The sequence below is a fragment of the Helicobacter sp. MIT 03-1614 genome (genome assembly GCF_000762925.2).
Lineage (GTDB): Bacteria > Campylobacterota > Campylobacteria > Campylobacterales > Helicobacteraceae > Helicobacter_C > Helicobacter_C hepaticus.
The window spans coordinates 1-22922 of record NZ_JRMS02000012.1; the positions used below are offsets into that span (position 1 = coordinate 1).

Below are 22922 nucleotides of genomic sequence, written 5' to 3' on the forward strand. Positions count from 1 at the left end.
TTGCAAATCCAAAATTGCACGATATGCACACTAAAGATAAACATTAAAACTGCTCCTACAACCCACACCGCAAGGCTTAAGGATTCAGGAAGTCCAAGTCTATGGAGTGCAAAGGGCAAAAGCAGTAAAGAGATAAAAATCATATAAATAAAATTCAAAGCATTTTTCTACTTCCCGATAACCTCCCTAATAAGTAATTTTCTTATTTTCTATTATGCGGGTATCTCCTTTCACTTTCATAATCTAATATTTATGAGATTAAATAGATGTTGAAAATATCAAAATCTAATAACTTTAAAATTCCTTCATTATTTTTTGGATTCTCATTTTTTGTTTCTATGAAACTCTCCAATATTCTCTCTCAGTTTTTCTCCCGAGTTGAAGAAACCTTTGCCTACTTCATTCCAATACTCAAAGACCAAAATAATATTATTATAACCTGTATTTTTTCTTTATTGTAATAAAGCCAAGATAAAATCTGACATCCAATCGTAAAAAGCCATAGGATTATTTATACAATCTTTTGTGTGAAATAAAAAAGCATTTTGCATAATATCCATATAATCAATACAATAATCTTTTATATCCTTACCATTTATCTTGACATAAAAAGTATATTTACTTTCTTTTAGATTCTGTGGTATCTCACTTTCATTTTGTATGGTGTAGATTCCGTACTCCATAATCTCATCTTTAATATTTTGTTTTAACACTTTTTGTCCTTTATTTTGGTATCAAATGTATGAAATCATAATAATGATATGGCAAACCTTGTTAATGCTCAACATATCAAAGTATTAGTTTTAGCCGCTTATTAAATTCTTTTATGGTAAAATCTTTGCAAAACGGGTAAACGCCAATCTCCTAGTTTTAGCCGCTTATTAAATTCTTTTATGGTAAAATAAGGATAAGAATCTTACAAAGATTTATGAGGTTTTAGCCGCTTATTAAATTCTTTTATGGTAAAATTGATTGTACATCTAACATTCCTAACTTTTCGTTTTAGCCGCTTATTAAATTCTTTTATGGTAAAATCTCAGACTGATTGTAATCAGCATTGCCTGAGTTTTAGCCGCTTATTAAATTCTTTTATGGTAAAATTTTATAGTTGTTGGGATTATGCTGATCTTAGTTTTAGCCGCTTATTAAATTCTTTTATGGTAAAATAATGAGATTGACCACTAACATTCACACTGCGTTTTAGCCGCTTATTAAATTCTTTTATGGTAAAATCTTATGATCATAAAAGGCATTCGACTATTGGTTTTAGCCGCTTATTAAATTCTTTTATGGTAAAATCTTTAACATTTAACACCTCACTTTACTAGCGTTTTAGCCGCTTATTAAATTCTTTTATGGTAAAATAAGGTTTATTTGCGGCAATATAACCAGCCGGTTTTAGCCGCTTATTAAATTCTTTTATGGTAAAATAAGAACTAAGATGAGAGGGAACTAAAGATTGTTTTAGCCGCTTATTAAATTCTTTTATGGTAAAATTATGTGCTTCCGCAATTGAACGAAATTTAAGTTTTAGCCGCTTATTAAATTCTTTTATGGTAAAATGAAAAGTTCTGGAACCATACTCACCACAAGGTTTTAGCCGCTTATTAAATTCTTTTATGGTAAAATATTTAGCGGGAAATGCCGTTGTCCTAAATGGTTTTAGCCGCTTATTAAATTCTTTTATGGTAAAATACACTTTCTCAATTATCGTATTTTTCGGTATTTGAAAGACTTTAAATATCTTAGATGAGTGATTTTTAAGAAAATCTAAGATATAATCCTAACATAGAATTTAATAAGCGGCTAAAATAAGGAGTTTTCGGTCTCCGCAGGGTTACAATCCCTTTAAAACCGAGTTATCTTATTGATACATTACCTTTTAACAAATCTTTTTAAGAATCTAAGTATTTAGATCTCTATCCTTTAACCTAAAAAAGCGTAAGCTGTCTTGGTGCATTTGCTTTTTCATTCTCGCTTCTACTGCCTAGCAATAATCGCATATTATCAAATTGCTTTTCAGTAAGGATTAATGCCCTAATATGCCCTTTGGGAGGCACAATCAAACCCACCTTATCCAAATAATTATTGGCACTTGCTACACCTTTGCAGATTCTCATATACACGCTATATTGCAGCATCATAAAGCCATCTTTAATAAGATTCTTACGAAATCTCGCATAATCTTTACGCTCTTTTTTACTGCAAGTTGGCATATCAAACATCACTAACACTCTCATAAATTTCTCTTCCATTACTCTTTTCCTCGCAAAATAGCGGCAGTTTAAGCTTAAGATTTTCTCTCTCAAGGCATTTCACTACACTTTGCGCACTCACAACGCCTGCACGAGTAAGTGGATAAAGCTTATTTTCTACGATAACCGCACTCTGCAAAATACTTACCAGCTTCACACGATTTTGCAAACTTAAGCTCTCCTCTAATTCCCCAACTTCAACCATCTGCACGACAACAGAATCTGCAAAGATTCTATAAGGTTCCATCAAATCATCTGCCAAATTAAAGGCATTAAACTGATTTTTATGATTTATCCCAAGTGCAGGATTTAGTCCGCTCACACAAAGGCTTCTTGTAATCACTCCTCGTATAATTGCATAAGCATAATTGAGTGCAGCATTTATCGTTCCCATTTTACTCTCTTCAAAAATTTGCACTTTGCGGGAGAAGTTTTTACCAAAAAGAGCTTTGAAATAAATTACTGCGGCTTTAGCTTCGTTATTGCTTGAATCTCCTAAATTCACGCTTTTTGCTAAAGATTCTAACTCCTCATATTCTTTTTTGTTTTGCATTTTTAGTAAAAGGGCTTGGTTGTGAATTTTTGCCTTGATGATTTGCTGCCACAGAATCGCCCTTCTTTGTTTGCTTAAGTTAATTTGGGATTGCAACACGCTAAAACTTCTAAAATGCCCTAAAAATGGCATAAATAGCCCACTTGGTAGGTGGCATTCATCGCAGGTAAAAACAACAATTTTATGCAGAGCAAATGCATTAAGCAGTGCATTTGTCAATGTGATTTGATGAGATTCTAACATCACGCACAAAATATCCACAAGTGGAATCTTGACGCTCTCTTTGTCCTTTTGGGCTATGCAAAGATGTTTATCCTCTAGGCTTAAGTAGGCAGGTGTGCTTAAAAATAAGGTGCGAAAGGCTGAATCAAACATTCCTTGCCCTCCTTATAGAATCTTAGCCTTTTCTTTTAGAGCTACTTTTGAGCTTAATCTCTTGGCGGGATTCAAACTCTACCTTTTGCACTTTACCCAAAGGTGAGACTTGGTGTTTTTCAAAGGTTTTAAGATTTTGGATTCCTATGCTTTTGCCCACTACCTCCTTTTGTGTAGCATTAGAATAAAGAATCTTTTCATTCTCGCTTAAGCCCTCAAATTTATTATTATGTTTTTCTACTTGAATACTTGCAGTTGAAACACCAAAACCTACAAAATAGCACAACTCCGCCTTTTCCATTTCTTTTTTCTGCACCAAGATTAAATCATCTTTAAAAAGTGAGAAGCAGAATGTATAGTTAGAATCCATTTCTATCCAATCTTTAATCACCCCATCTTCTTTGCTTTTGCCTTGCACTACCGCTTTATTTGGCAGGATTCCAAGTGCAAAGTCCATTGTATAGATTGGCACAGCATAGAATTTACCTTTTTTGTCCTTAAAAATATCTACGCGCACCATTGCACCATTACTCACAATCTTTGTGCCTACTTGGCGGATTTTTCCTAGACTAATCGCCTTTTCTATACCCTGTTTCCCACCATAGCTTTTTAAGAGTTTTTCGTCCTCAAAAGAATAGAATGTCTCCTCGTGCAAAGCTCCTCTCGCTCTTTTTCTAGGAGGCTTAGAGACAAATATTTCATTAATTTTTTCTTCAACTCTTTGCCTAAAATTCGCACAAGGCTCAAAAAATGCTTTTTGCTTTTTATATTCTTGCTCTGAAATTTGCTTAGCATAGAATTTTGCCTTATTTTGTTCTTGCGTTTTCTTAAAATTTGCAAACACATTTTTGGTCTTTGCATTCGTGTAAGCTAAGATGATTGCATCGACTGCGTGGTGGAGGTGATTATTTCTATCTTTATCACCCAAGCCCCAATAATGCCGCAAAGTTGCGGTAAGCTGCCCGCTTACTACTTCTATATGTACTTTGCTATTTTTCTCTCCACTGATTGTGCATTCATTTTCGCTTAGTGGCAAAAACTCCAAACAATCTTTGCTCCATTGACTAGCAAGTCTAGCGATATAGCCTGTATCATTAAGATTTCTTGCAATAAAGCCACGCTCTTTATCTTTAAAGTCCTTATTGCTGATTCTACGTTGCTTTTGTTTAGGAAGATTTGCGCTAAAGCTAAGAATCCTATCCCACTTCTCCTTATCACTCCCAAAGGCTTCAAAGGGTGTTTTATCAAGCTTGTTTTGATTTTCTTTATTAAACACAAGCACCTTATTCATATAGCTATCATCAAAACTGCGCGAATAAGGGTAAATATGATCAATTTGCAAGGCATTAGAAGCTAGCAAATGTTCTCTTGTAATTTTTTGCCCACTATAAATACAACATTCCCCTTGCTCCAACCAAAGCTTCATCTTAAGAATATTTGTGCCATTAATGGGTAATTCTAGAATCTCGCATTGCTGTATTGCTTTTTGATTCACCTCAAAATGCTCTTTTTGTTCTTTTTCATACTTTTGCCTCTCTTTTGCGCTTAGTTTTGCCTCACGCGTAAATTCTAAATGAATCTTATGCACTTTTCCATATTTTCTTAAAAGTGTATTTAGCACCTTACGATACTCACTTAATGCCCTTGCCACAATTGGATTTGCTAAATAGGGTTCATAGTCTTTTAGCGGGATTAAAAACTCGCCCTTTTGCTTATGCTTTCTATGCTCTTGCAATCCTGCCTTTTTCACCGCCTCATCATAGCACAACCCCTCACACATCAAGGGCAGAATCTTATGAAGTGCTTTAAGGCTTAAATCAATATGCTTTGCAAAACTCAAATTGCTTAGGGCTTCTACTTGCTCCTTGCTTAATGCGGAATAGTTCTGCAATTTTTTAGCTAAATTTTCTTTGCTTTTAATGAGGGCAATATCGGTAGCGATTTTATCTAGCTCCTCACGAGGAAACTTGCTAAAGTCTCCACCCATTGCTTTTTTGAAAGCTTTAAGATTTTTTAGCTCAATAAACTTTGCCTTTTCAGCTTCTTGCATTCCTTTGGTATAATCAAGCTTAGAATCTTTAGCAAATAAAATTGACTCATTAAGTTTAAGGATTTTTCGCAATTCTTTATAACTCATCTCGCCTTTATCAAACACATTTTTTAGAATCTCTTGAATCTTATCTTTGCCATAGGTTTCACCAATACCAAGATTCTTACTTTTCTCCTCAAGATTTTTTAGAGTATTGATAATACGCGTGAGTGCGACAAACTCCATAGCACTTAAGGAATCTTTGGGTGCGCGATTTTCATTTTCGTAAAATACACATTTGCCGACTTTATCTTCAAAACTCTTTAAATCTCTTTGGTAAAAGGCGGTTTCTATAATCGCAGAGGTAAAATCTAGCTCTTTTGCCTCACCATTTTCATAAGAAATTTTGTAAGTCTTGGCGCTAAAGGGGAATCCAAATTCTTTTTGCTTTGTAAAGATGAGCTCTAACTCTGCCCTTACTTGCTCTTGTGCCACGCAATGCTCGTAATTTTCGCCCTTATTGCGCACATTTTTAAATTCTTTTGTGGTATTGTTACTTTTTTTCTCACTTTCTAATCTTTCTTTTTGATAAAATTCTTTATAGAGGTATTCACCTACGCTTTGATACTTATCTTTCATAGCTGTTTCATTTACTTTAATCGCACTTAGCACCTTTCCAGAATCTTTATCGCTTCCTGTTTTTGCGTGTTTGTTCCCATAGCCGCGATGTTTAGCGATATGTAAAATCACCCGTGCTAAGTCTTTAGAATCTAGCTTTTGACTTAGGGCTAAAGTGCGTAGCTCATAGGGGCTTTTGGTATCTTTGGTTGTCTCATATGCCTTTGGTAATTCCCCATCATTTGCAAAATAATCGCTTAAATTTAGCCCAAACTCTTTACAAAGCAATCTTTTAATCACATTAAGCCTAGCTTTTCTCCGTGCTAATCTCCGTCTAACCCCTCTTGCTTCTCTACGCGGAGCAGCAAGTGAATCACCATTTTTTGGATTCTCCGCTTTGGTGAAGATTCTCACCCCACAATCTTTTAATTCTTCTCCCTCTACAAAAGCCCAACCAATACTTGTAATACCTATGTCAAAACTTAAAATTTTCACCTACAAACCTCCATCTATTAAAACTCATTAACGATACATTAAATATTGTTTATAATAGCTTAGATTTATATTGCTTTATTCTATTTCGTTATTTTACCACGCTACGCATCATCGTAGACAAATTGCCGCTGCACTAGATATACTCAAATTGAAAATGACTTTAATGGAATGTTTGGGTAGGGCTTAGTGCAAATGTGATAATATCACTTTTATTTTCTTTGCAATTTTATATACTTCCATATTTTTAAGGCTAAATCAAGGTTAAAATTATGGAAGAAACCAATCAAAACAATCAGACAAATACATCGCGTAGAAATTTTTTAAAATTTCTAGGCGTGGCAAGTGTGAGTGCTGTAAGCGTTAATGCGGCACAATCTACAGATTCTAAGCAACCACAATATAAAATGGCTTCCATTATAGATTTGGGATTGTGCGATGGGTGCAGAGATAGGGAGATTCCCGCTTGTGTTGATGCGTGTAAAGCAAAAAATACGACAAATTTTCCCGAGCCAATAGCGGAGATCCCGTATTATTTTCCGCGAAAAGTCTATGAGGATTATTCCAAAGATAGAGCAAATACTAAGCGTTTAACCCCTTATAATTGGACTTATGTGGAATCTCTAAAGGTTGAGGATAGAGATATATATGTGCCTAGACGTTGTATGCACTGCGATGATCCGACTTGCCAGAAGCTCTGCCCCTTTGGTGTTATCTCTAAGGATTCTAATGGCGCGGTAAAAATTGATGATGAATATTGCTTTGGCGGTGCAAAATGTAGAGATGTATGCCCTTGGGGGATTCCACAAAGACAAGCAGGAGTTGGAATCTATTTGAAAATCGCACCTAAACTTGCAGGGGGAGGAGCAATGTATAAATGCGATAGTTGCGCGGATTTACTCGCCAAGAACCAAAAACCAGCTTGTGAGGTGCAATGCCCTAAAAAAGCCATAATCTTTGGAGATAGAGAGGAAATACTTACCAAAGCTAAGGCATTGGAAAAAGCGTATAAGGGAGACAAAGAGGGGACTTATATCTATGGGGATACGCAAAATGGTGGCACTTCTACATTTTATGTCTCGCCAGTGTCGTTTGAGCAAATCCAAGAATCTTTAAACCAAAAACACAATTTCACACAAGAACAACCACAAAAAATGGGGATTCCGCATATGAATCTTGCAATTAAAAACTTTGTGAGTGAAGATTCTGCTTTGATTAAAAGTGTGCTTTTAGCTCCTGTTGCGGGGGTAATAGCAGGAGGTATTGCTGTGGCAATGGCAAATAGAACCGATAAAAAGGAGAGAAAATGAAAGAGGCAAAAATACAAAGACAAAGTGCGCAAAATAGAATCGTGCATTGGGGTGTTGCAATAAGTATTTTTGGGCTTATTTTTAGCGGAATCTTGCAAATGCCAATCAGTAAGCGTTATATGCTCAATGAATTGCCTTTAATGGCTTGGAGCGGGGATTATTCTATCTCTTTAGTTGTGCATTATGTGTTTGCGATTGCTTTATTATTCTTTGTGGGATTCCATTTGATGTTTCATTTTGGGCGAAAGGAGTTTGATATACTCCCTAAAAAGGGCGATTTTGGTAAAAGCATTGCTGTGATTAAGGCGATGTTGTTTAAGGGAGAGGAGCCACCAAGTGAGAAATATTTGCCCGAGCAAAGACTTGCTTATGTGGGAATTGCGATGGTGATTTTGCTTTTGGTTGTTACTGGAATGATTAAAACTTATAAAAACCTAGCGGGATTTAATCTAAGTGAGGGGACAATGTTTTGGGTTACGCAGCTGCATAATTTGGGAATGTTTTTGATGATTTTAGCAATTATTGGGCATTTAGCTGCTTTTATCTTTAAAGCAAATCGTCCTTTGCTTAGTGGAATGTTTAGTGGAAAAGTGAGTGCAGACTACATTTTACACAGGCATACACTATGGAAAAATGGCGTAAAAAAGGCAGAGGAAGCATTGGATTCTTAGAAAAATGCCCATTGATAAATGGTTTGTGGAAAAAATGTGGGCAATTTAATTTAACAATTTTATTATAGAATCTGCTACTTTTTATTTGTTTGGCATTATTTACATTTTTTATGTTAAAGTCGTTTGTTGTATATTTTACATAAGGGTTGAATGTGATTGAATTAAAAAATGTGAATAAATTTTATGGTCGTCATCACGTATTAAAAGATATTAATTTGACAATTAAAGATGGCGAGAAGCTTGTTATCATTGGACCAAGTGGGAGCGGCAAGAGCACGACTATTCGATGTATGAATGGGCTTGAAGAGGTGAGTTCTGGCGAGGTAGTTGTAGAGGGCATTACGCTTAATCATAAAACAAAAACAAAGATTTGTCGAGAATATTGTGCAATGGTGTTTCAGCATTTTAATCTCTATCCACATTTGAATGTGCTTGAGAATCTCACGCTTGCACCTATTAAACTACGAGGTAAAAGTAAAAAAGAGGCTCAAGAATTAGCTTATAAATACCTTGAAGTTGTAGGGCTTGTAGATAAGGCAAAGGTTTATCCAGCGACACTAAGCGGAGGACAGCAGCAACGTGTAGCGATTGCGAGAAGTCTTTGCACCCAAAAGCCCTATATTCTTTTTGATGAGCCTACCTCTGCTCTTGACCCTGAAACTATACAAGAGGTTTTAGATGTTATGCGAGAAATTTCACATCAAAGCAATACAACTATGGTTGTTGTAACGCACGAGATGGGTTTTGCAAGGGAAGTGAGCGATAGAATTATCTTTATGGAAGATGGTGCTATTGTGGAAGAAAGTGTGCCTAAAGAATTTTTTGCGTCTCCAAAAACGGAACGAGCTAAAGCATTCTTGGGAAAAATTTTAAGTCATTAAACCAATGTAAGGAGATGTTATGAGAAGTTGTGTAAATGTGAAAAGATTGCTCAAAGTGGCAGGATTATTTTTGTTTTTAAGTATGTTTGCTTTGCAAGCAAATGCAGGTATGTTGGAAGATATTAAGAAAAAAGATGAGCTTGTGGTAGGTGTCAAAAATGATATTCCACATTTTGCTTTGCTTGACCAAAAAACAAAAGAGATTAAGGGTTTTGAAATTGATGTAGCAAAACTTCTAGCAAAGCATATTTTAGGCAATGAAAATAAACTCAAACTTGTTGCAGTTAATGCCAAGACACGAGGACCATTGCTTGATAATGGGAGCATAGATGTTGTGATTGCGACCTTTACAATTACGCCTGAACGCAAACGCACTTATAACTTTTCTGAACCCTATTATAAGGATTCTGTGGGTTTGCTCGTGCTTAAAGAAAAGGGTTATAAATCACTTGCAGATATGAAAGATGCAACTATTGGGGTAGCTCAAGCCGCAACCTCTAAAAGAGCCATTGCCTCTGCAGCAAAAAAACTAGGCATAAATGTGAAATTTAATGAATTTCCAGATTATCCAAGCATAAAAGCTGCACTTGATGCAAAACGTATTGATGCCTTTAGTGTTGATAAGTCAATTCTTTTAGGTTATGTTGATAAAAAAAGCGAGATTCTCTCTGATAGTTTTGAGCCTCAAGAGTATGGTATTGTAAGTCCAAAAAAAGATAAAGAATTCGCGGCTTTTATTGATACATTTGTAAAAAAGAATAAAGCACAAATTGATGAATTAGCAAAAAAGTGGGGCTTGTAATATCGTGGATAGTGTAAGTTGGGTAGAGAATCTACGCACATTTTTGGAGTATATAGGCTTATATGATGAGGAAAGTTCCAGCCCATTTGCGATGTGGAAGTTTATTGACACTCTTGCTCAAAGTAACGAGTTTCTTTCTGGCTTTGGTTATACTTTGAGTGTGAGCATTTTAGCTTTGCTTATAGCACTTATATTTGGCACGATTGGTGGTGTTATGGCGACAAGCAAGATTACAATTCTTCGTGCTTACACACGAATGTATGTTGAGATTTTTCAAAATACACCTTTAGTGATACAGATATTTTTTCTCTACTTTGCCTTGCCTCCGCTTGGAATCCATCTTGATGTTTTTAGTGTGGGTGTATTAGGAGTGGGTGCATATCACGGTGCTTATGTGAGTGAAGTTGTCCGTAGCGGGATACTTGCTGTGCCTAAAGGACAATTTGAAGCCTCTGCTTCACAGGGCTTTACTTATACACAGCAAATGCGTTATATTATTTTGCCTCAAACTATTAAAATCATCTTGCCTCCAATCACTAATCAAGTAGTGAATCTTATCAAAAATACTTCTGTGCTTTTGATTATTGCAGGTGGAGAAATTATGTATGTAGCTGATAGTTATGCTGGAGATACAAGCAATTATGCACCGGCATATCTTTTTGCGGCATTTTTATATTTTATCGTGTGCTATCCCTTAGCATATTTTGCGAAGTTTTATGAAGATAGACTTAAAACTGCTCACTTAAAGCGATAAGGAAGATATTATGGGAAATGTATTTAATCAATCAAATCTTCATTTTTTACTTGATGGGCTTTATCTAACGCTTGTTGTGGCATTAGCAACTTGTGTGATTTCTATCATTTTTGGCACATTTTTAGCAATTACACGCAATTATGGTGGCAGGATTATAAGTTCTCTTGCAGCTATTTATATTGAAGTATTTAGAAATACACCTTTGCTTTTATGGATGCTTACTGCTGTTTTTGTTTTGCCGAGTTTTTTTGGACGAGCTGAACCTGCAATATGGGGAACTATTGGTTTTTCGCTTTATACAAGCTCGGTTATGGCAGAGATTATTCGCGGCGGGCTTAACTCTGTGCCTAAAGGACAATTTGAAGCAGCATATTCACAGGGTTTTAGCCAATTTTTTACACTTTTTTATATTATTTTGCCTCAAACCTTTAGAAAAGTTATTCCTTCTATGCTTTCGCAGATTATTACGACTTTTAAAGATACTTCATTTTTGGCAGGATTGCAAATAGCAGAGCTTACTTATCAATCTAAGATTATATTAGCCCAACTAGCGAGTTTTCAAGAAATACTTGCTATGATTGGATTGATTGCAGGAGTGTATTTTGTGATTTGTTTTAGTCTTTCTGTGCTTGTGCGTTATCTTGATAAAAAAATGGCATATATTTCATAAAGTTACTTATCAAAAAATGTAAAATCTATGGCAGAGAGGAAGGGATTCTAATAAAATTATCAAATAAGCCTATTTATAGTGTTTTATAAGACTTTAATTGTAAGAAGTTCCCTTAAAAGTTCCCAAATGACAAAAGTTTTTAATTCAGCAAGATAAAAGCTTAAAATTACATTAAATATATAATTTAAGATAAAATCTAATTTTAGATTTTATCTTAAAAATCCTAATCGGTCAAGTAATTTTGCGTAAAGTCAAAATTACCAACATATTTTGTGTGGCAGAACCACACAAATAAATATTGCTTTGATAAATGCCTCGCATTTCTAAAAGCAGAGGAAAAACTCCAAAATAAAAAGCTATTAAGGCAAAAAAACAGGGCGATTATCAATACTAAATTCTTTTTTGGTGTTTCATCACCATTTTTAGAAAAGCGAAGCTCTGCGTAGCTTTTATCAAATATGGCAGAGAGCTGGTCTTACAAAGTAAATGCACAAATCATTGTTTATCCATTTTATCAATTTCTTTAAGTATTTTTAAAATTCTCCCATTCTCTTGGTCTTTATCCATAATTCTTTATAAGAAGTTCTATCTTACAAGGCAGAAGATTTACTTTAATGCGATAACAGGAGATTTAATAAATTAATCAAAATTAGGAATCTTTTTTTCTTGCTTTATGATTTTTATGAACTCATCATAAGATGAATATGCGTTACTAATAATTTGATTATATTTCAACAATTCAATATTAGAATCTTTAAGATACCTCATTTCATCTTCTGAAAATGAAATGGTATTTCCAGTATCTTTCAATCCAGCATCTTCAGAAATAATGTAATATGCTTTAATTTCTGTCGGTTTTATGGGTTTCTGTATATTATTTGGCAAATTTTGCATCACTGCTTGTCTATATTGTTTAATTTGTTTTGTTATATCCTCATATTCTATGTTTGCATGTCCTGTTGGCGTATTTTTCTTTAATTCAACTATGATAGGATATTGTTCTTCCGCTGTTTCAATTAAAATATCAATGAAATTTCTATGTTGATCTCCCTCCTTATCAATACTTTTATAATATTTTTGCCTTATTGTATTAAATGAATCTTGATTGCTAGTTTTTTGATTCCAATATGGATTAATCAACCAAGGATGTTTATATAAATGCTCTTCAAAAAATTTTTCTTTTAATTCTTTTTCTTCCAACATTTTTTCAAGTTCTTTTATTGCCGAAATTCTCTGCTTAGCCAATTCAAAAGCCTTAGTTGCTTCAGATTTTTCTATTTTATTCATTAAGATATTTAAAAAATCAATATACTTATCATCAATTTCTTGTATGTTTAATTTTTTCTCTATTTCCACTATTTGAACATTGTTTATCGTATTTACAATAGATTGTATCATTTGTTTTATTTCCCTATCCTGCATTGTCTCATCTTCTGCTGTATCAATACGCTTCATCATCATATTTAAAAGTTTATCATGCAATTTTTTTTCATTTGGCTCTAGAGTTTCTAACCATTTATTATAACTATCATTGTTCCTAATTGATTCTGGCAAATATTCTATGGTCTCTTTGCTTCTAAATTCATCCCATTTCTCTATAAAAAATTTTCTTATAAAATCAAGATTCTCAATAAATTCTTTTACATATTCATCAGAAGTATCTAATCCTTGTCTGCTTGAAGTAATAGGAGAATCGTCTGAATGCAAAAAATCAGCTTGTATTTCTCCAACTAAATATTGGCTTGCCATACGAGCATTACCGCTATCCTTAAAAATATTCTCATCAGCAATTTTTTTGTGTATATAAACAATGACATTGTTAAAATCATAATCTTTTGTTTGCAATTGTTTCGGTTTTAATGCGCTTCCAAACCATCCTTTGAATCCTGCTTCTACATGTTCATCAATATAATCAACCACTTCTTTGTTTTTAGTATATTTGATTTTTTTATCATTATCTATGTTTGGAAAGATTGAATTTATTTCATCGTTCGTATAGCCAAAATACACAAGAAAATCTATATTTTTATAATATTCATGAGTATATAAATCCACTATTTCATTATTAATATAGAGAGTAAAATTGGTTTCACTAGAAGCAATATAAAATCTTCTTGATAAATGAACTTTTAAATTGGCTATGGTAGATTGTGTTGGCGTTCTAATTGGTCTCTCTATTACCACAATGAAACCTGAATCATAATTGTTATATTGCATTAAATAATCAGGAAGATTATCAACTTCACTCCATTCTACAGGATATGTTATTTCATCATTCATAAAAGCCGAATATAATAACTTGAAAGTAATCCATTTATTCTGCAATGAATTCTTGGTATATACAGAATATTCGTCCCCCAAACTAAAAGCAGCAAGCTTACCAATTCCTTTTTGCCCCATAGGCTTTCTCTCACTTAAGTCATTAATGGGGAATTCTTGAATTTTCCTTTTACCTATTTTCGCATATTTATTACGCAATTCATCTATATTAAGCCCTCTACCATTATCAATCACGCAAATAAAACTATTATTTATCATAATATTGACTTTTGTTGCATATGCATCATAAGAATTGGCTACTAATTCTGCAAGTGCAGGGGGATTGCTATTGTATAATTTTCTGCCTAGATGTGTTGCCGCTTGATTGGCTATTGAAAATTCAATTATATTATCACTCATTTGTAATCCTTTAGATGCTCTTTAATACTCAACCCTATCACTTCTCCAAGTTTTGGTGGAACAGCATTTCCAATGTGCCTTGATATTGTTCCCATTTTCGGAGGCTCGTTCTTGTTTTCAATGAAATCATAGTCTATCGGAAAAGTTTGTAGCAAGCTAGCCTCTCTTAAGCTAATAGCTCTGTCTTGTTCGGGGTGTCCGAATCTTCCATTACCAATCCCTGTGCAAAAAGTTGTCATTGTAGGAGCAGGTTCATCCCATTTCATTCTACCATATACACTGCCATAGCTTTTCCCTATTGGCTTTTTATGACACTTTAAAACTAAAGATTCGTCCCAATCTTTCCAGCTCCCACCATTCTTTGGTGTTGCTTTAATTCTTTGAATGTTTATAGATGTTAGTGCGCGCGAAATATGCAATTTATCAAGTTTGGATTGCTCTCCAGATTTAATTTTTGGTAGATTTCCTATGGTGTCCCTAACGCTTGCATAGTTATCCTTATTATGGGTTTTATCAATAATCTTAATTTCTTTTAACTTTGATGCAAGCAATACCAATCGCTTTCTATTTTGAGGAATCCCATAATCAGGACAAAACACTATGCTATAACTAATGTAGTAATTGTTTTTCTTTAGCTCCTCTATAAAATTATCAAAGATTGGGTATTTCATCAGATTGGGCACATTTTCCACACTAATGATTTCTGGTTGAACCTCCATTGCAATTCTTAAAAATTCGTTCAACAATGTCCATTTTTCATCATCTTTATTATTTATTTTTCGTTTAGATTGTTGTGTATATTGCGAAAATGTTTGGCAGGGAGCACATCCTACAAGTATCCTAATAGATGACTTTGAAGTATTAAAGTAGTTTGTGATTTCACTAGCAAAAGTATTTTTTATGTTTTTATTAATAAAATCTGCTTGAATATTGGTTTCATAAGCATATTTACAAGAAGAATCTACATCATATCCAGCAAGTATATTAAAGCCAGCTTTTTTAAGTCCAAAACTTAAACCACCAACACCGCAAAATAAATCAATGACATTTGCTTTCATAACTTTTAATCCCTAATTTCATAACTCTAATAGAAATCAAATTATACACAATTTTTAATTTTATCTAGCTATTATATAGTATAGATAGACCGCAAAATCCTTTCACAAGAGTAAGAATTAAGGGGGATACCCCTTAATCTATGCTTATTTTACTTCAAAATACTTTCAAGCTCCTTGATAAGTGTTAGAATTGCAGACATATCTTTCGGCTCTTTTACTTCCATTCCAACCTTAAGCTTTTTGCTATTAAGAATCTCTTTGTATCTTTCTTTTGCGATTAGATTAATAGCGTCAAGGATTTCTTTATCTAGAGTGCTGGTTTCTTTGAATACTTCTTTTAGATTCTGATTGTTTTCCTTAATCTCCTCTTGTAACGCTACATAGGCATTAATCGTATCTTTATTGACATCTTTGCCTGATAAAGCTTGTCTGTATGAGTCCATTAAGGCGTATTCCTCCTCTTTCTTGTTGGTTTTATCAAAGAATATTTCATCTATTAATGCCAACAGCAAAGGCATTTTTACCTTGTTTGGCTGGATTTCTCCTTGTTTATTTCTTATATCACATATACTAGCTATTTCCTCTCTCAATGTATCTTCTCTATTTATTTTGAGTATATCAAGTCCAGCTCTGTGATTATAAAGATTTTCAAGCTTTGATAGAAGCTCTTTTGCCTCCTGCTTTTGTTCTTGTGTTAAATTCATCTTAATTCTCCTTGATTGTGATTTTTTCTTATCGCATTCTGCATTACTGCTTTAAATTAGAATCTTACAGCTTCATTTCCCACCTCCTTATCTTGAGATTTGTATTGCATTTGCGTTACTGCTAGTTGTGATTTAACATCTGCTCTTGCCACTGCTACACCCTTAAGACGCATTAAGTCGTTAAAATCACTAATATTTTTATCCGCCATACTTGGCTTAATAACATTGATTTGAGGATACTTTTCTTTACACTTTAATGCGGCATTAAGTCCTGTATTGACTTCATTTTTTAAATCATTATCCGCGCAGATAGTAATTTGTTTATGGGGGTATTTTTCAAGTAGTGCCTCGCATACATTTATTAAATTTCCAGAATCTACCGCCATTATGCTTGGCTTATCAAGCAGAATTTCTATACTCTTAGCAGTTGCAAAGCCCTCGCAGATATAAAACTGCTCGTGCAAATCTAATGGTGCAGAGCTGTAAAAGCACCCTTTTTTCCTTGCTGAGTATTCCTCGCCATTTTCTCTTTCTTTTTGAGTTTTGATTACACCGATAATCTTATTGCCATTAGCAGCAATTCGTTGCACACTCCACATCTTACCATCACTATCACTCAAAGGAATAAGTAAATTACCAAATCTATCCACCCTTAAATTTTGAACTTCAATGCCCTTTGCCTTCAAGTAGGGGTGATTGACTTGCGCTATCTGTGCATTATCGTATTCATCTTTTAATCGTGCAGCTGTTTTTTCGTTAAGTCTTAACTGCTCTTCCTTTCTTTGAGCTGCTCTTAATTCATTTGTTTTTTTAATGGCTTCAATTTCTGCATTACTTAGAGATTTAACTTGAACTTCTTGTTCTAACTTAAATTTCCAATTAACTCTTTCTCCTGTTTTAAAATTCTCAATATATCCAGCAGGGTATCCATTAGTATAACCTACATATGCACCACTTTTTTCGCTTCCTCTATCGCCCTCTACTTTTGCTCGCTTGATTTTGCCATCCATTACAGGTAATCCGTCAATAAGGAATCCACACTCACGCAAGGCATTATTAAATTGCTCCAAAGCTTCGTTCATATCAATTTCATTTTTTTGTGGATATTGCCATTTGCTAAATTTTTCTAAATTCACACCATTTGGCACAAACCACTTTTTAGATTCGCTATCCCATTTTGCACCCAGCTTTTTAGCTTCTTCTCTATCTTTATATGGCACATAAATATAATATTTGTGTGTAGCAACTCGTGGCATTATAGATTCTTTCCCAAAGATGGATTTTGATTGCTTCGCTCCTTTGTCTTATCTTTACTTTTTTTTTGATTTTTTATTGCGATTTCGCTTTTCTTTTTGATTTCATTAATCTTTGTTTGTGAGACTTCATTTTTAGATTCATTATTGAGAGTATTTGGCTTATCTTTTGTCGCATTGCTGTTATTCATAATTTGTTTTGCTTCATCAAGTTGTATGTTGAGCTTTTGAGCCATAAGCTGCACAAATTTTTCATCACCCATTTCTTTGTTTTGTGAATGCTTACCTTGATTCTCTTTGATTGCTCCTTGAAATCCTGCTAAGAATCCAGCTAATTCAGGACTAGATAGCCCTTGTGCCAAAGACGCCATTTTGTCTATCGTGTCCCAACCTCTATCGTCTAGCTCATCTAAGCTTAGTGTCGGTGGCATTTTTAAAGCAGAGCAAAATTTATCTAGTCTAGTATCGGTATGCTCCTTTTCTTTTTGTGCTACTTTGGATTCTAAATCCACTCCAAAATTTTCGCGCAAATGGTTTATACCTTTTTCAAAATGTCCCATACCCAATGGCACAGACATATATTCTTCTACTCTCTTGCCATTTAATCCATAGGCAATGCTAAATTCTATATTCGGTGTATCTATATTGCCATTACTTTTTATATTTTCTTTGCGTGCAACATCAAGTGCGACTAAATGAGAAAGCACACTATCAATTTCATCTTTATTATTGTTTTGTCCATAAGTATCTTTATGTTCATTCACTAAGCTAAGTGTTTTATTGGTCTCATTAGATTCAAAGCTAATTTCAAAAAAATCATCGTCTGTCTTTTTTAAATTATTGAAAATGCTCATTCTTTATCCTTTATATTAGATTTTGTATTTTTTGGTGTAGTTTCATTAAATATTGCTACCAACTTTTGAAAAGATTCGTTGATTTTTGGAGAAGACTTGATAATGTTATTAAGCTCTTCATTGTTTTGTGCCTCATCAAAAATGCTAAGTGAAAGATTTTTATACAAAGTATTGAGCTTTGCATTTTCTTTTGCAATTGCTTTTTTCATAGCAGCCGCATACTGTTCCCTCAAAAATTTAATATATGGCGTTTCCATTTTAAGTTACCTTTCCTTTAGTGTTATATAAAAATAATATCAATCTATAACATAAATTTAAAAATATATAGATATAAAATATCAAAAATACTTGACTATTTGATATTTGTATGAAATAATGCGTTTTTAAGAATATGCAGGATAGGAAAAAAGGTGCAAAATGTAATACATTTTTTAAGCCTTTTTTCCACAAATTTAAAAATTTGTCCTGTGTCTTGCGAAGCTCTTAAGTCTCAATTTTGTAAAACACAAATTTGAGAAAAGTCCTAGCAAAGATTTTGCTAGGAAGTCGTTTTAAAAAATCAAAACGAAGTGTTTTTATTTGATAATACTTTTGCATTACCAAACAAAATAGCAAACACCAAACATAAGGATGAGGATAGGGAAGTGGCAAACAAAAATACGATTATTTCATTTAGAATCTCTTTGCAAAATGCAGATGTTTTAAATCAATTATCCAAAGAATTGCATATGTCAAAATCAAGCATACTTAATGATTTGCTGTATAAACATTTGCAAGGCTCACAACACTTTAAAAGAATAGAATCTGTCAAAGAGTCTTCTAAAGAAGTTTATAAGACTATTAAAATCTCATTCACAAAGAAAGAATACGATTTGCTGAAATGTATAGCGCAAAATACAACTACAAGCTCCGTGCCAAAGTTTATAAAATTCCATACACTTAATATGATTTATAATTCCAAAATACTTGACAATAAAGAGATTGAGGCACTTGCACTTGTTCGAAGCGAACTAAATAAGATTGGTGTCAATATTAATCAAATTGCACGAGTGTTAAACACACAAAGTGAAGCAAACATAGCTTCTAATCTGCTTACAACATTAGAGCACCTAGATAGCAAACTTATACGAATGTCTAGTGAGATTAAAGCACTATGTCATAATTCACAAGGAATTTTACAATGAGTGTTGCTCCAAAAAGATTTAGCGATGATGAACTTGAGTGGAAAGCAAAGAAAATAAAAAATGTGCGAATTGAGCACGCCAAAATTAATCAAATCAATCTCGCAAGAAAAAAATCAAAACCACTTGTCTCTTTCAAGCAAATTGCCCAAAGCAATCCAGCAAAAGCTAAGCTTTTAAAGCGTGAAAAATTATCAAACAATGGCTATGAAGTAGTATTTAAAATCACTTCAAGCGCGAAAAATACAGAGCAATTGAGTGCGCATCTTAATTATATTTCAAGGCAAGGGAGTTTAGAGCTAATAGATTCTGATTTGAATATTTATACCGACAAAAAAGACCTTGTGTATTGCCTTGAAAACTATCAAAATGGCTATGTTATCCCAAATGAAAATGAAAATAAAACAGAGCGGAGAGAAACTTACAATATGGTTTTTTCAATGCGTGATTATGATGACTGCGATGAGAGTTCGCTTAGAAATGCTGCATTTGAAACGATAAAAAATCTCTATCCAAACACGCATTTTACACTTGCCTTTCACAATGATACAGATAATCCTCATTGCCATATTTGTTTAAAGGCTACCAACAACGATGGTTCGCGCATTGATATTAAAAAGGCAGATTGCTTGAAAATTCGTAAGAGCTTTGCCGACAATCTTAACAAGCGTGGAATCTATGCTCTCGCCACAAGCAGAAGAGATAAGGTTCGCGGAAGACAAATCGCAAACAATAATCTAGAATATGTAGAACCAAAAACCTTGCACGAACATAATGCCAAACCACATTATTATAGAGTGCTAGATTTTGGTGAAGCACCATACAATAATGATATTCTCAATAAACCTAGCTATTTTATTAGCTATTACACACGCAAAGGCAATGCAACCATTTGGGGAGAGAATCTGCGGCAGATTGTAGAGGATTCTAAATTACAAAAAGGAGAATATGTGCGCATTGCAAAAATAGGCTATGAGTTGCGTCCTTATGAGTTTGAGAAAAAAATTAAAGGCAGACTTTATACTATTAGCACAGCAACAAAGGTTGCTAAGTGGGATATATCTGTAATGAATCGCGCAGAAAAAAGCTTCATAAAGCTCCCTAAGGTTAAGGTAGTAACGACTATGAAGCTAAAAGAAAGCAATATAAAAAGCACAGATTCTACAAACATCACAAAGAATGCACCAAAACGCTATACTAAGCAAGAGTGGGCAAATTATTACTCCAAAAAAGCAAATTTAACACAAAGGATAGAAAATGCAAAACCTAAGTCAAGAAAATACACAAGAGAACAATGGGCAAAATACAATGCAGAACGAAAGCTTGGAGGACAAGGAGGCATCATTAAACCAAATGCCACTTTATACAAGTCCAACACTCCTTCTCTTAGAAATCCACCCAAATCCTATGCCGATATGTGCGGAATGTCCAAGGGCAATGTGGCATATAAGCAAGGCAGCAGACCAAGCAATGATAAGGTGCTTTTGCCAAGCAATGCACAGCATAACCTACGAAGCAATACAAAGCAAGAATCCAAAGGGCGAAATGATAATAGAGAATTGCGATGGACAATTGGCGGCGATACAGGAATTGCTAGAGAGTGAATCTGATAATAGATAGGTTATAGCTTATGTAAAAAATAATTAAAATCTTTTACAAGTATTTTAAATTAAAATATTGTAAATATAAGATTAAACTTGAAGTCTGTTTTTATAAACAAACATTTATTGCTTAAAATTCTTGTCTTTGTTATCTTTTTCTGAATGTATTGAATCTAGCCACTTAGCTTGTTCAAACAAGCACACTCTGCCACAAATAATCTCTCCAATCTTTTTTAACTTGTGTGAATTATCATATAAAAATACTTCATCACAAAATGGTAGAATCTGCTTTAAATTATTAAGTGAAGCGGTATAACGCCTCTCAATGAGGGTTTCATCAATATTATGCCCGCCTTTTGCCACACGCATTTTTACTCGTTCTTTAGCAATCTCTATACTATCTACCCCAACATAATAAAGACAGATTTTAAAGTCTTGCTCCTTTAATCGCTCAAAAAGTCGCACTATTCCTTTACCACAAAGCGTAGTTTCTTGGTTGAAAGATTCATTGTTTTCAATATGGCTCTTTTGTAATTTTAGAGCTATTCTCGCAGCTCTATTTTGGTCTTTACTGCTGCGCCAATCCCCAAAGCTGCTCACAATTTCGTCCATATTAATTCTCTGCCCAAGTCGCACCCCTTTTTCAACCTCGTTCCAATAAAGTGTGCTTTTCCCAGCACCATTAACACCAGCAAAGATAAAGGCTGTTTTATTTTGATTCATCTTTATCCTCCTTGTTTTCAAACCCCTTACTATCCAGCCACGCATTGAGTGCTTGAGTGAAAATATATGTTTGTGTCTCTATTCTTTTGGCATTTTCACTATTTTGGTAGCGTTTTAGACGCTCTATGAGCTCTATGGGTAGCAAAACGCTAAAAACTTTATTGTCTTTATTTTTAGATTCTTTTGTTTTTACTGCACCCTTTATTTCAGCCCTACCGCCATTCTCAAATTCGTTTTCGCTCACACCTTTACTTTGTAGAGGCTGTGTTGTTTGTTTTTTAAATCCACCCATTTTTAATTCCTTAATCAAAATATTTAAAACATTTTACAATAATTTTATTTACAATATTTTATAAGTATTTATAATGTTTTTCCAAATGCCACGATTTCCTCGCATAAAGCTTGAAATTCGTTCTCTGCCTTATCATCGTTAAACTCATCTAGACTTTTACCATCTATTACAGCCTTCTTATATGCTCTGCGCTCATAAATCAATGATTTTAGAATGGCTACTTCCTCCAAGCTCTTATCTTTAATAGCAGATTCTACAAATTCCCTTAACTCATCTAACTCTTTATGCAAAAATGGATTTGGACTAATTTTGTTAAAGAGGATAAGACAATGAAGCTTTGGATTATTCTCTTTTGCCAAGTTAAACACTTCTAGCATTCTATCTAGCACCACTACATCATATTGTGATGGGATTGTGGGGATAATAAGCAAATTTGCCCTATTCATAGCTATTCGCATCTCTTTACTATCAGCTCCTCCCGTATCAATAATTACACAATCGTTTTTGCTTTCTTGCAAAGTGATTTCATCTTTTAGTGAGCTGCCCAATTTACTTATATTTGAAAATAACGGCTTTAATTCACTATCACTTCTATTATTGCTAAAAACTTCACTGCTCCGCTGTGGGTCTGCGTCAATAAGTGTTACTTTATCACCTTGTTTGGCTAGATAGCACGCTAGATTTACTGCCATTGTAGTTTTGCCACTACCACCCTTTTCATTTGCTATGGCAATGATCATTCCTGCTCCTTTGCTTTAATATTTTTTACACACTCTTTAATGAGCATTTCCATATCAATGTTTTCACAACCAGCATTGAGCCTACTGCCAATTTCTCTTAAAATATCTCTTTGCAACACTTCCTCAAATCTCTCACTTAATTTTTCTCTATCAAGCCCAGAGAATCCTTCCCACTCTTCATCATTTATATATACAGCTATGCTGTTTATCACACCATTGTCTGTATAAACTTCAAGGTTAATTCGCTTAATATGATATATACTAAACAAATCATTTGTATATTTGCTCTCCAACACGACAAAGTCATTTTTTTGCTTATTCATTTTTTATCCTTTATTTTACAAGTATTTATAATTTTATAAAATAAAAGTAAATGAAAATAAATTATTTAAATTTAAATATAAATAATTATAATTTAATATTTTTA

22 protein-coding genes and 1 CRISPR repeat array are annotated in these 22922 nt (G+C 33.8%); of the genes, 8 read left to right on the plus strand and 14 right to left on the minus strand.

Annotation, left to right across the window (positions count from 1 at the left end):
* Window positions 1–452 precede the first annotated feature (452 nt).
* The 4 genes from LS66_RS10325 to cas9 all read right to left on the minus strand — a co-directional run bounded on the left by LS66_RS10325 (window position 453) and on the right by cas9 (window position 6325).
* Entirely contained in the window at window positions 453–713 is a 261-nt protein-coding gene (locus tag LS66_RS10325; protein WP_236097018.1) for a hypothetical protein, read from the minus strand.
* A gap of 87 nt (window positions 714–800) precedes the next feature.
* Window positions 801–1695: a CRISPR direct-repeat array (repeat unit 36 nt; unit sequence GTTTTAGCCGCTTATTAAATTCTTTTATGGTAAAAT).
* 236 nt (window positions 1696–1931) lie between these two features.
* Complete coding sequence (gene cas2, locus LS66_RS08700) at window positions 1932–2255, minus strand: CRISPR-associated endonuclease Cas2 (protein WP_034327912.1); 324 nt, start codon at window positions 2253–2255, stop codon at window positions 1932–1934.
* On the minus strand, window positions 2218–3183 hold the full coding sequence (gene cas1 / locus LS66_RS08705) for a type II CRISPR-associated endonuclease Cas1 (protein ID WP_052057528.1): 966 nt from the start codon (window positions 3181–3183) through the stop codon (window positions 2218–2220). Before cas1 ends, cas2 begins: the two co-directional genes overlap by 38 nt.
* A 22-nt stretch (window positions 3184–3205) precedes the next feature.
* Window positions 3206–6325, minus strand: a complete 3120-nt coding sequence (gene cas9, locus LS66_RS08710) for a type II CRISPR RNA-guided endonuclease Cas9 (protein ID WP_138092067.1) — start codon at window positions 6323–6325, stop codon at window positions 3206–3208.
* A gap of 269 nt (window positions 6326–6594) precedes the next feature.
* Here cas9 and LS66_RS08715 point away from each other — a divergent pair, with 269 nt between their 5' ends.
* The 6 genes from LS66_RS08715 to LS66_RS08740 all read left to right on the plus strand — a co-directional run bounded on the left by LS66_RS08715 (window position 6595) and on the right by LS66_RS08740 (window position 11410).
* On the plus strand, window positions 6595–7632 hold the full coding sequence (locus tag LS66_RS08715; RefSeq protein WP_034367259.1) for a 4Fe-4S dicluster domain-containing protein: 1038 nt from the start codon (window positions 6595–6597) through the stop codon (window positions 7630–7632).
* Entirely contained in the window at window positions 7629–8303 is a 675-nt protein-coding gene (locus tag LS66_RS08720) for a formate dehydrogenase subunit gamma (protein WP_034367257.1), read from the plus strand. The genes LS66_RS08715 and LS66_RS08720 overlap by 4 nt, the downstream gene beginning before the upstream one ends.
* Window positions 8304–8455: 152 nt before the next feature.
* Window positions 8456–9184, plus strand: a complete 729-nt coding sequence (locus LS66_RS08725; protein ID WP_034367255.1) for an amino acid ABC transporter ATP-binding protein — start codon at window positions 8456–8458, stop codon at window positions 9182–9184.
* 19 nt (window positions 9185–9203) lie between these two features.
* Complete coding sequence (locus LS66_RS08730) at window positions 9204–9986, plus strand: transporter substrate-binding domain-containing protein (protein WP_011116321.1); 783 nt, start codon at window positions 9204–9206, stop codon at window positions 9984–9986.
* Between the two features lies 1 nt (window position 9987).
* Window positions 9988–10740, plus strand: a complete 753-nt coding sequence (locus tag LS66_RS08735; RefSeq protein WP_034367253.1) for an amino acid ABC transporter permease — start codon at window positions 9988–9990, stop codon at window positions 10738–10740.
* Between the two features lie 10 nt (window positions 10741–10750).
* Window positions 10751–11410 carry an amino acid ABC transporter permease gene (locus LS66_RS08740; RefSeq protein ID WP_011116323.1) on the plus strand — a complete coding sequence of 220 codons (660 nt, stop codon included), beginning with the start codon at window positions 10751–10753 and terminating at the stop codon, window positions 11408–11410.
* 639 nt (window positions 11411–12049) lie between these two features.
* Here LS66_RS08740 and LS66_RS08745 read toward each other — a convergent pair.
* From LS66_RS08745 to LS66_RS08770, 6 genes are all read right to left on the minus strand, one after another.
* Window positions 12050–14089 (minus strand): ATP-binding protein, encoded by a 2040-nt coding sequence (locus LS66_RS08745; RefSeq protein WP_034342980.1) that lies wholly within the window; start codon window positions 14087–14089, stop codon window positions 12050–12052.
* On the minus strand, window positions 14086–15147 hold the full coding sequence (locus tag LS66_RS08750; protein ID WP_034342978.1) for a DNA cytosine methyltransferase: 1062 nt from the start codon (window positions 15145–15147) through the stop codon (window positions 14086–14088). The genes LS66_RS08745 and LS66_RS08750 overlap by 4 nt, the downstream gene beginning before the upstream one ends.
* 149 nt (window positions 15148–15296) lie before the next feature.
* Complete coding sequence (locus LS66_RS08755) at window positions 15297–15851, minus strand: hypothetical protein (RefSeq protein ID WP_034327567.1); 555 nt, start codon at window positions 15849–15851, stop codon at window positions 15297–15299.
* A gap of 56 nt (window positions 15852–15907) precedes the next feature.
* On the minus strand, window positions 15908–17107 hold the full coding sequence (locus LS66_RS08760; RefSeq protein WP_034342975.1) for a DUF5710 domain-containing protein: 1200 nt from the start codon (window positions 17105–17107) through the stop codon (window positions 15908–15910).
* Window positions 17107–17958, minus strand: a complete 852-nt coding sequence (locus LS66_RS08765; protein WP_034342973.1) for a hypothetical protein — start codon at window positions 17956–17958, stop codon at window positions 17107–17109. The genes LS66_RS08760 and LS66_RS08765 overlap by 1 nt, the downstream gene beginning before the upstream one ends.
* Complete coding sequence (locus LS66_RS08770; protein ID WP_034342971.1) at window positions 17955–18215, minus strand: Ku70/Ku80 C-terminal arm domain-containing protein; 261 nt, start codon at window positions 18213–18215, stop codon at window positions 17955–17957. Before LS66_RS08770 ends, LS66_RS08765 begins: the two co-directional genes overlap by 4 nt.
* Before the next feature lie 387 nt (window positions 18216–18602).
* On the opposite strand from LS66_RS08770, the gene mobC reads away from it, so the two are divergent.
* Window positions 18603–19142 (plus strand): plasmid mobilization relaxosome protein MobC, encoded by a 540-nt coding sequence (gene mobC, locus LS66_RS08775; protein WP_138092070.1) that lies wholly within the window; start codon window positions 18603–18605, stop codon window positions 19140–19142.
* Window positions 19139–20743, plus strand: coding sequence for a MobP1 family relaxase (gene mobP1 / locus LS66_RS08780; protein WP_034342967.1), 1605 nt, complete (start codon window positions 19139–19141; stop codon window positions 20741–20743). The genes mobC and mobP1 overlap by 4 nt, the downstream gene beginning before the upstream one ends.
* Window positions 20744–20863: 120 nt before the next feature.
* Here mobP1 and LS66_RS08785 read toward each other — a convergent pair whose 3' ends face one another.
* From LS66_RS08785 to LS66_RS08800, 4 genes are all read right to left on the minus strand, one after another.
* Window positions 20864–21463 (minus strand): ATPase, encoded by a 600-nt coding sequence (locus LS66_RS08785; protein WP_034327557.1) that lies wholly within the window; start codon window positions 21461–21463, stop codon window positions 20864–20866.
* Complete coding sequence (locus LS66_RS08790; protein ID WP_034327555.1) at window positions 21450–21755, minus strand: hypothetical protein; 306 nt, start codon at window positions 21753–21755, stop codon at window positions 21450–21452. The genes LS66_RS08785 and LS66_RS08790 overlap by 14 nt, the downstream gene beginning before the upstream one ends.
* Before the next feature lie 68 nt (window positions 21756–21823).
* On the minus strand, window positions 21824–22495 hold the full coding sequence (locus LS66_RS08795) for an AAA family ATPase (RefSeq protein WP_034327553.1): 672 nt from the start codon (window positions 22493–22495) through the stop codon (window positions 21824–21826).
* Window positions 22492–22818, minus strand: coding sequence for a hypothetical protein (locus tag LS66_RS08800; RefSeq protein WP_023945957.1), 327 nt, complete (start codon window positions 22816–22818; stop codon window positions 22492–22494). Before LS66_RS08800 ends, LS66_RS08795 begins: the two co-directional genes overlap by 4 nt.
* Between the last annotated feature and the right edge of the window lie 104 nt (window positions 22819–22922).

Bases quoted from the DNA above. Each gene is read 5' to 3' on its own strand.
- cas2 (WP_034327912.1), bottom strand. From the start codon at position 2,255: ATGGAAGAGAAATTTATGAGAGTGTTAGTGATGTTTGATATGCCAACT.
- cas1 (WP_052057528.1), bottom strand. From the start codon at position 3,183: ATGTTTGATTCAGCCTTTCGCACCTTATTTTTAAGCACACCTGCCTAC.
- LS66_RS08715 (WP_034367259.1), top strand. From the start codon at position 6,595: ATGGAAGAAACCAATCAAAACAATCAGACAAATACATCGCGTAGAAAT.
- LS66_RS08720 (WP_034367257.1), top strand. From the start codon at position 7,629: ATGAAAGAGGCAAAAATACAAAGACAAAGTGCGCAAAATAGAATCGTG.
- LS66_RS08730 (WP_011116321.1), top strand. From the start codon at position 9,204: ATGAGAAGTTGTGTAAATGTGAAAAGATTGCTCAAAGTGGCAGGATTA.
- LS66_RS08740 (WP_011116323.1), top strand. From the start codon at position 10,751: ATGGGAAATGTATTTAATCAATCAAATCTTCATTTTTTACTTGATGGG.
- LS66_RS08745 (WP_034342980.1), bottom strand. From the start codon at position 14,089: ATGAGTGATAATATAATTGAATTTTCAATAGCCAATCAAGCGGCAACA.
- LS66_RS08750 (WP_034342978.1), bottom strand. From the start codon at position 15,147: ATGAAAGCAAATGTCATTGATTTATTTTGCGGTGTTGGTGGTTTAAGT.
- LS66_RS08755 (WP_034327567.1), bottom strand. From the start codon at position 15,851: ATGAATTTAACACAAGAACAAAAGCAGGAGGCAAAAGAGCTTCTATCA.
- LS66_RS08760 (WP_034342975.1), bottom strand. From the start codon at position 17,107: ATGCCACGAGTTGCTACACACAAATATTATATTTATGTGCCATATAAA.
- LS66_RS08765 (WP_034342973.1), bottom strand. From the start codon at position 17,958: ATGAGCATTTTCAATAATTTAAAAAAGACAGACGATGATTTTTTTGAA.
- LS66_RS08770 (WP_034342971.1), bottom strand. From the start codon at position 18,215: ATGGAAACGCCATATATTAAATTTTTGAGGGAACAGTATGCGGCTGCT.
- mobP1 (WP_034342967.1), top strand. From the start codon at position 19,139: ATGAGTGTTGCTCCAAAAAGATTTAGCGATGATGAACTTGAGTGGAAA.
- LS66_RS08785 (WP_034327557.1), bottom strand. From the start codon at position 21,463: ATGAATCAAAATAAAACAGCCTTTATCTTTGCTGGTGTTAATGGTGCT.
- LS66_RS08790 (WP_034327555.1), bottom strand. From the start codon at position 21,755: ATGGGTGGATTTAAAAAACAAACAACACAGCCTCTACAAAGTAAAGGT.
- LS66_RS08795 (WP_034327553.1), bottom strand. From the start codon at position 22,495: ATGATCATTGCCATAGCAAATGAAAAGGGTGGTAGTGGCAAAACTACA.
- LS66_RS08800 (WP_023945957.1), bottom strand. From the start codon at position 22,818: ATGAATAAGCAAAAAAATGACTTTGTCGTGTTGGAGAGCAAATATACA.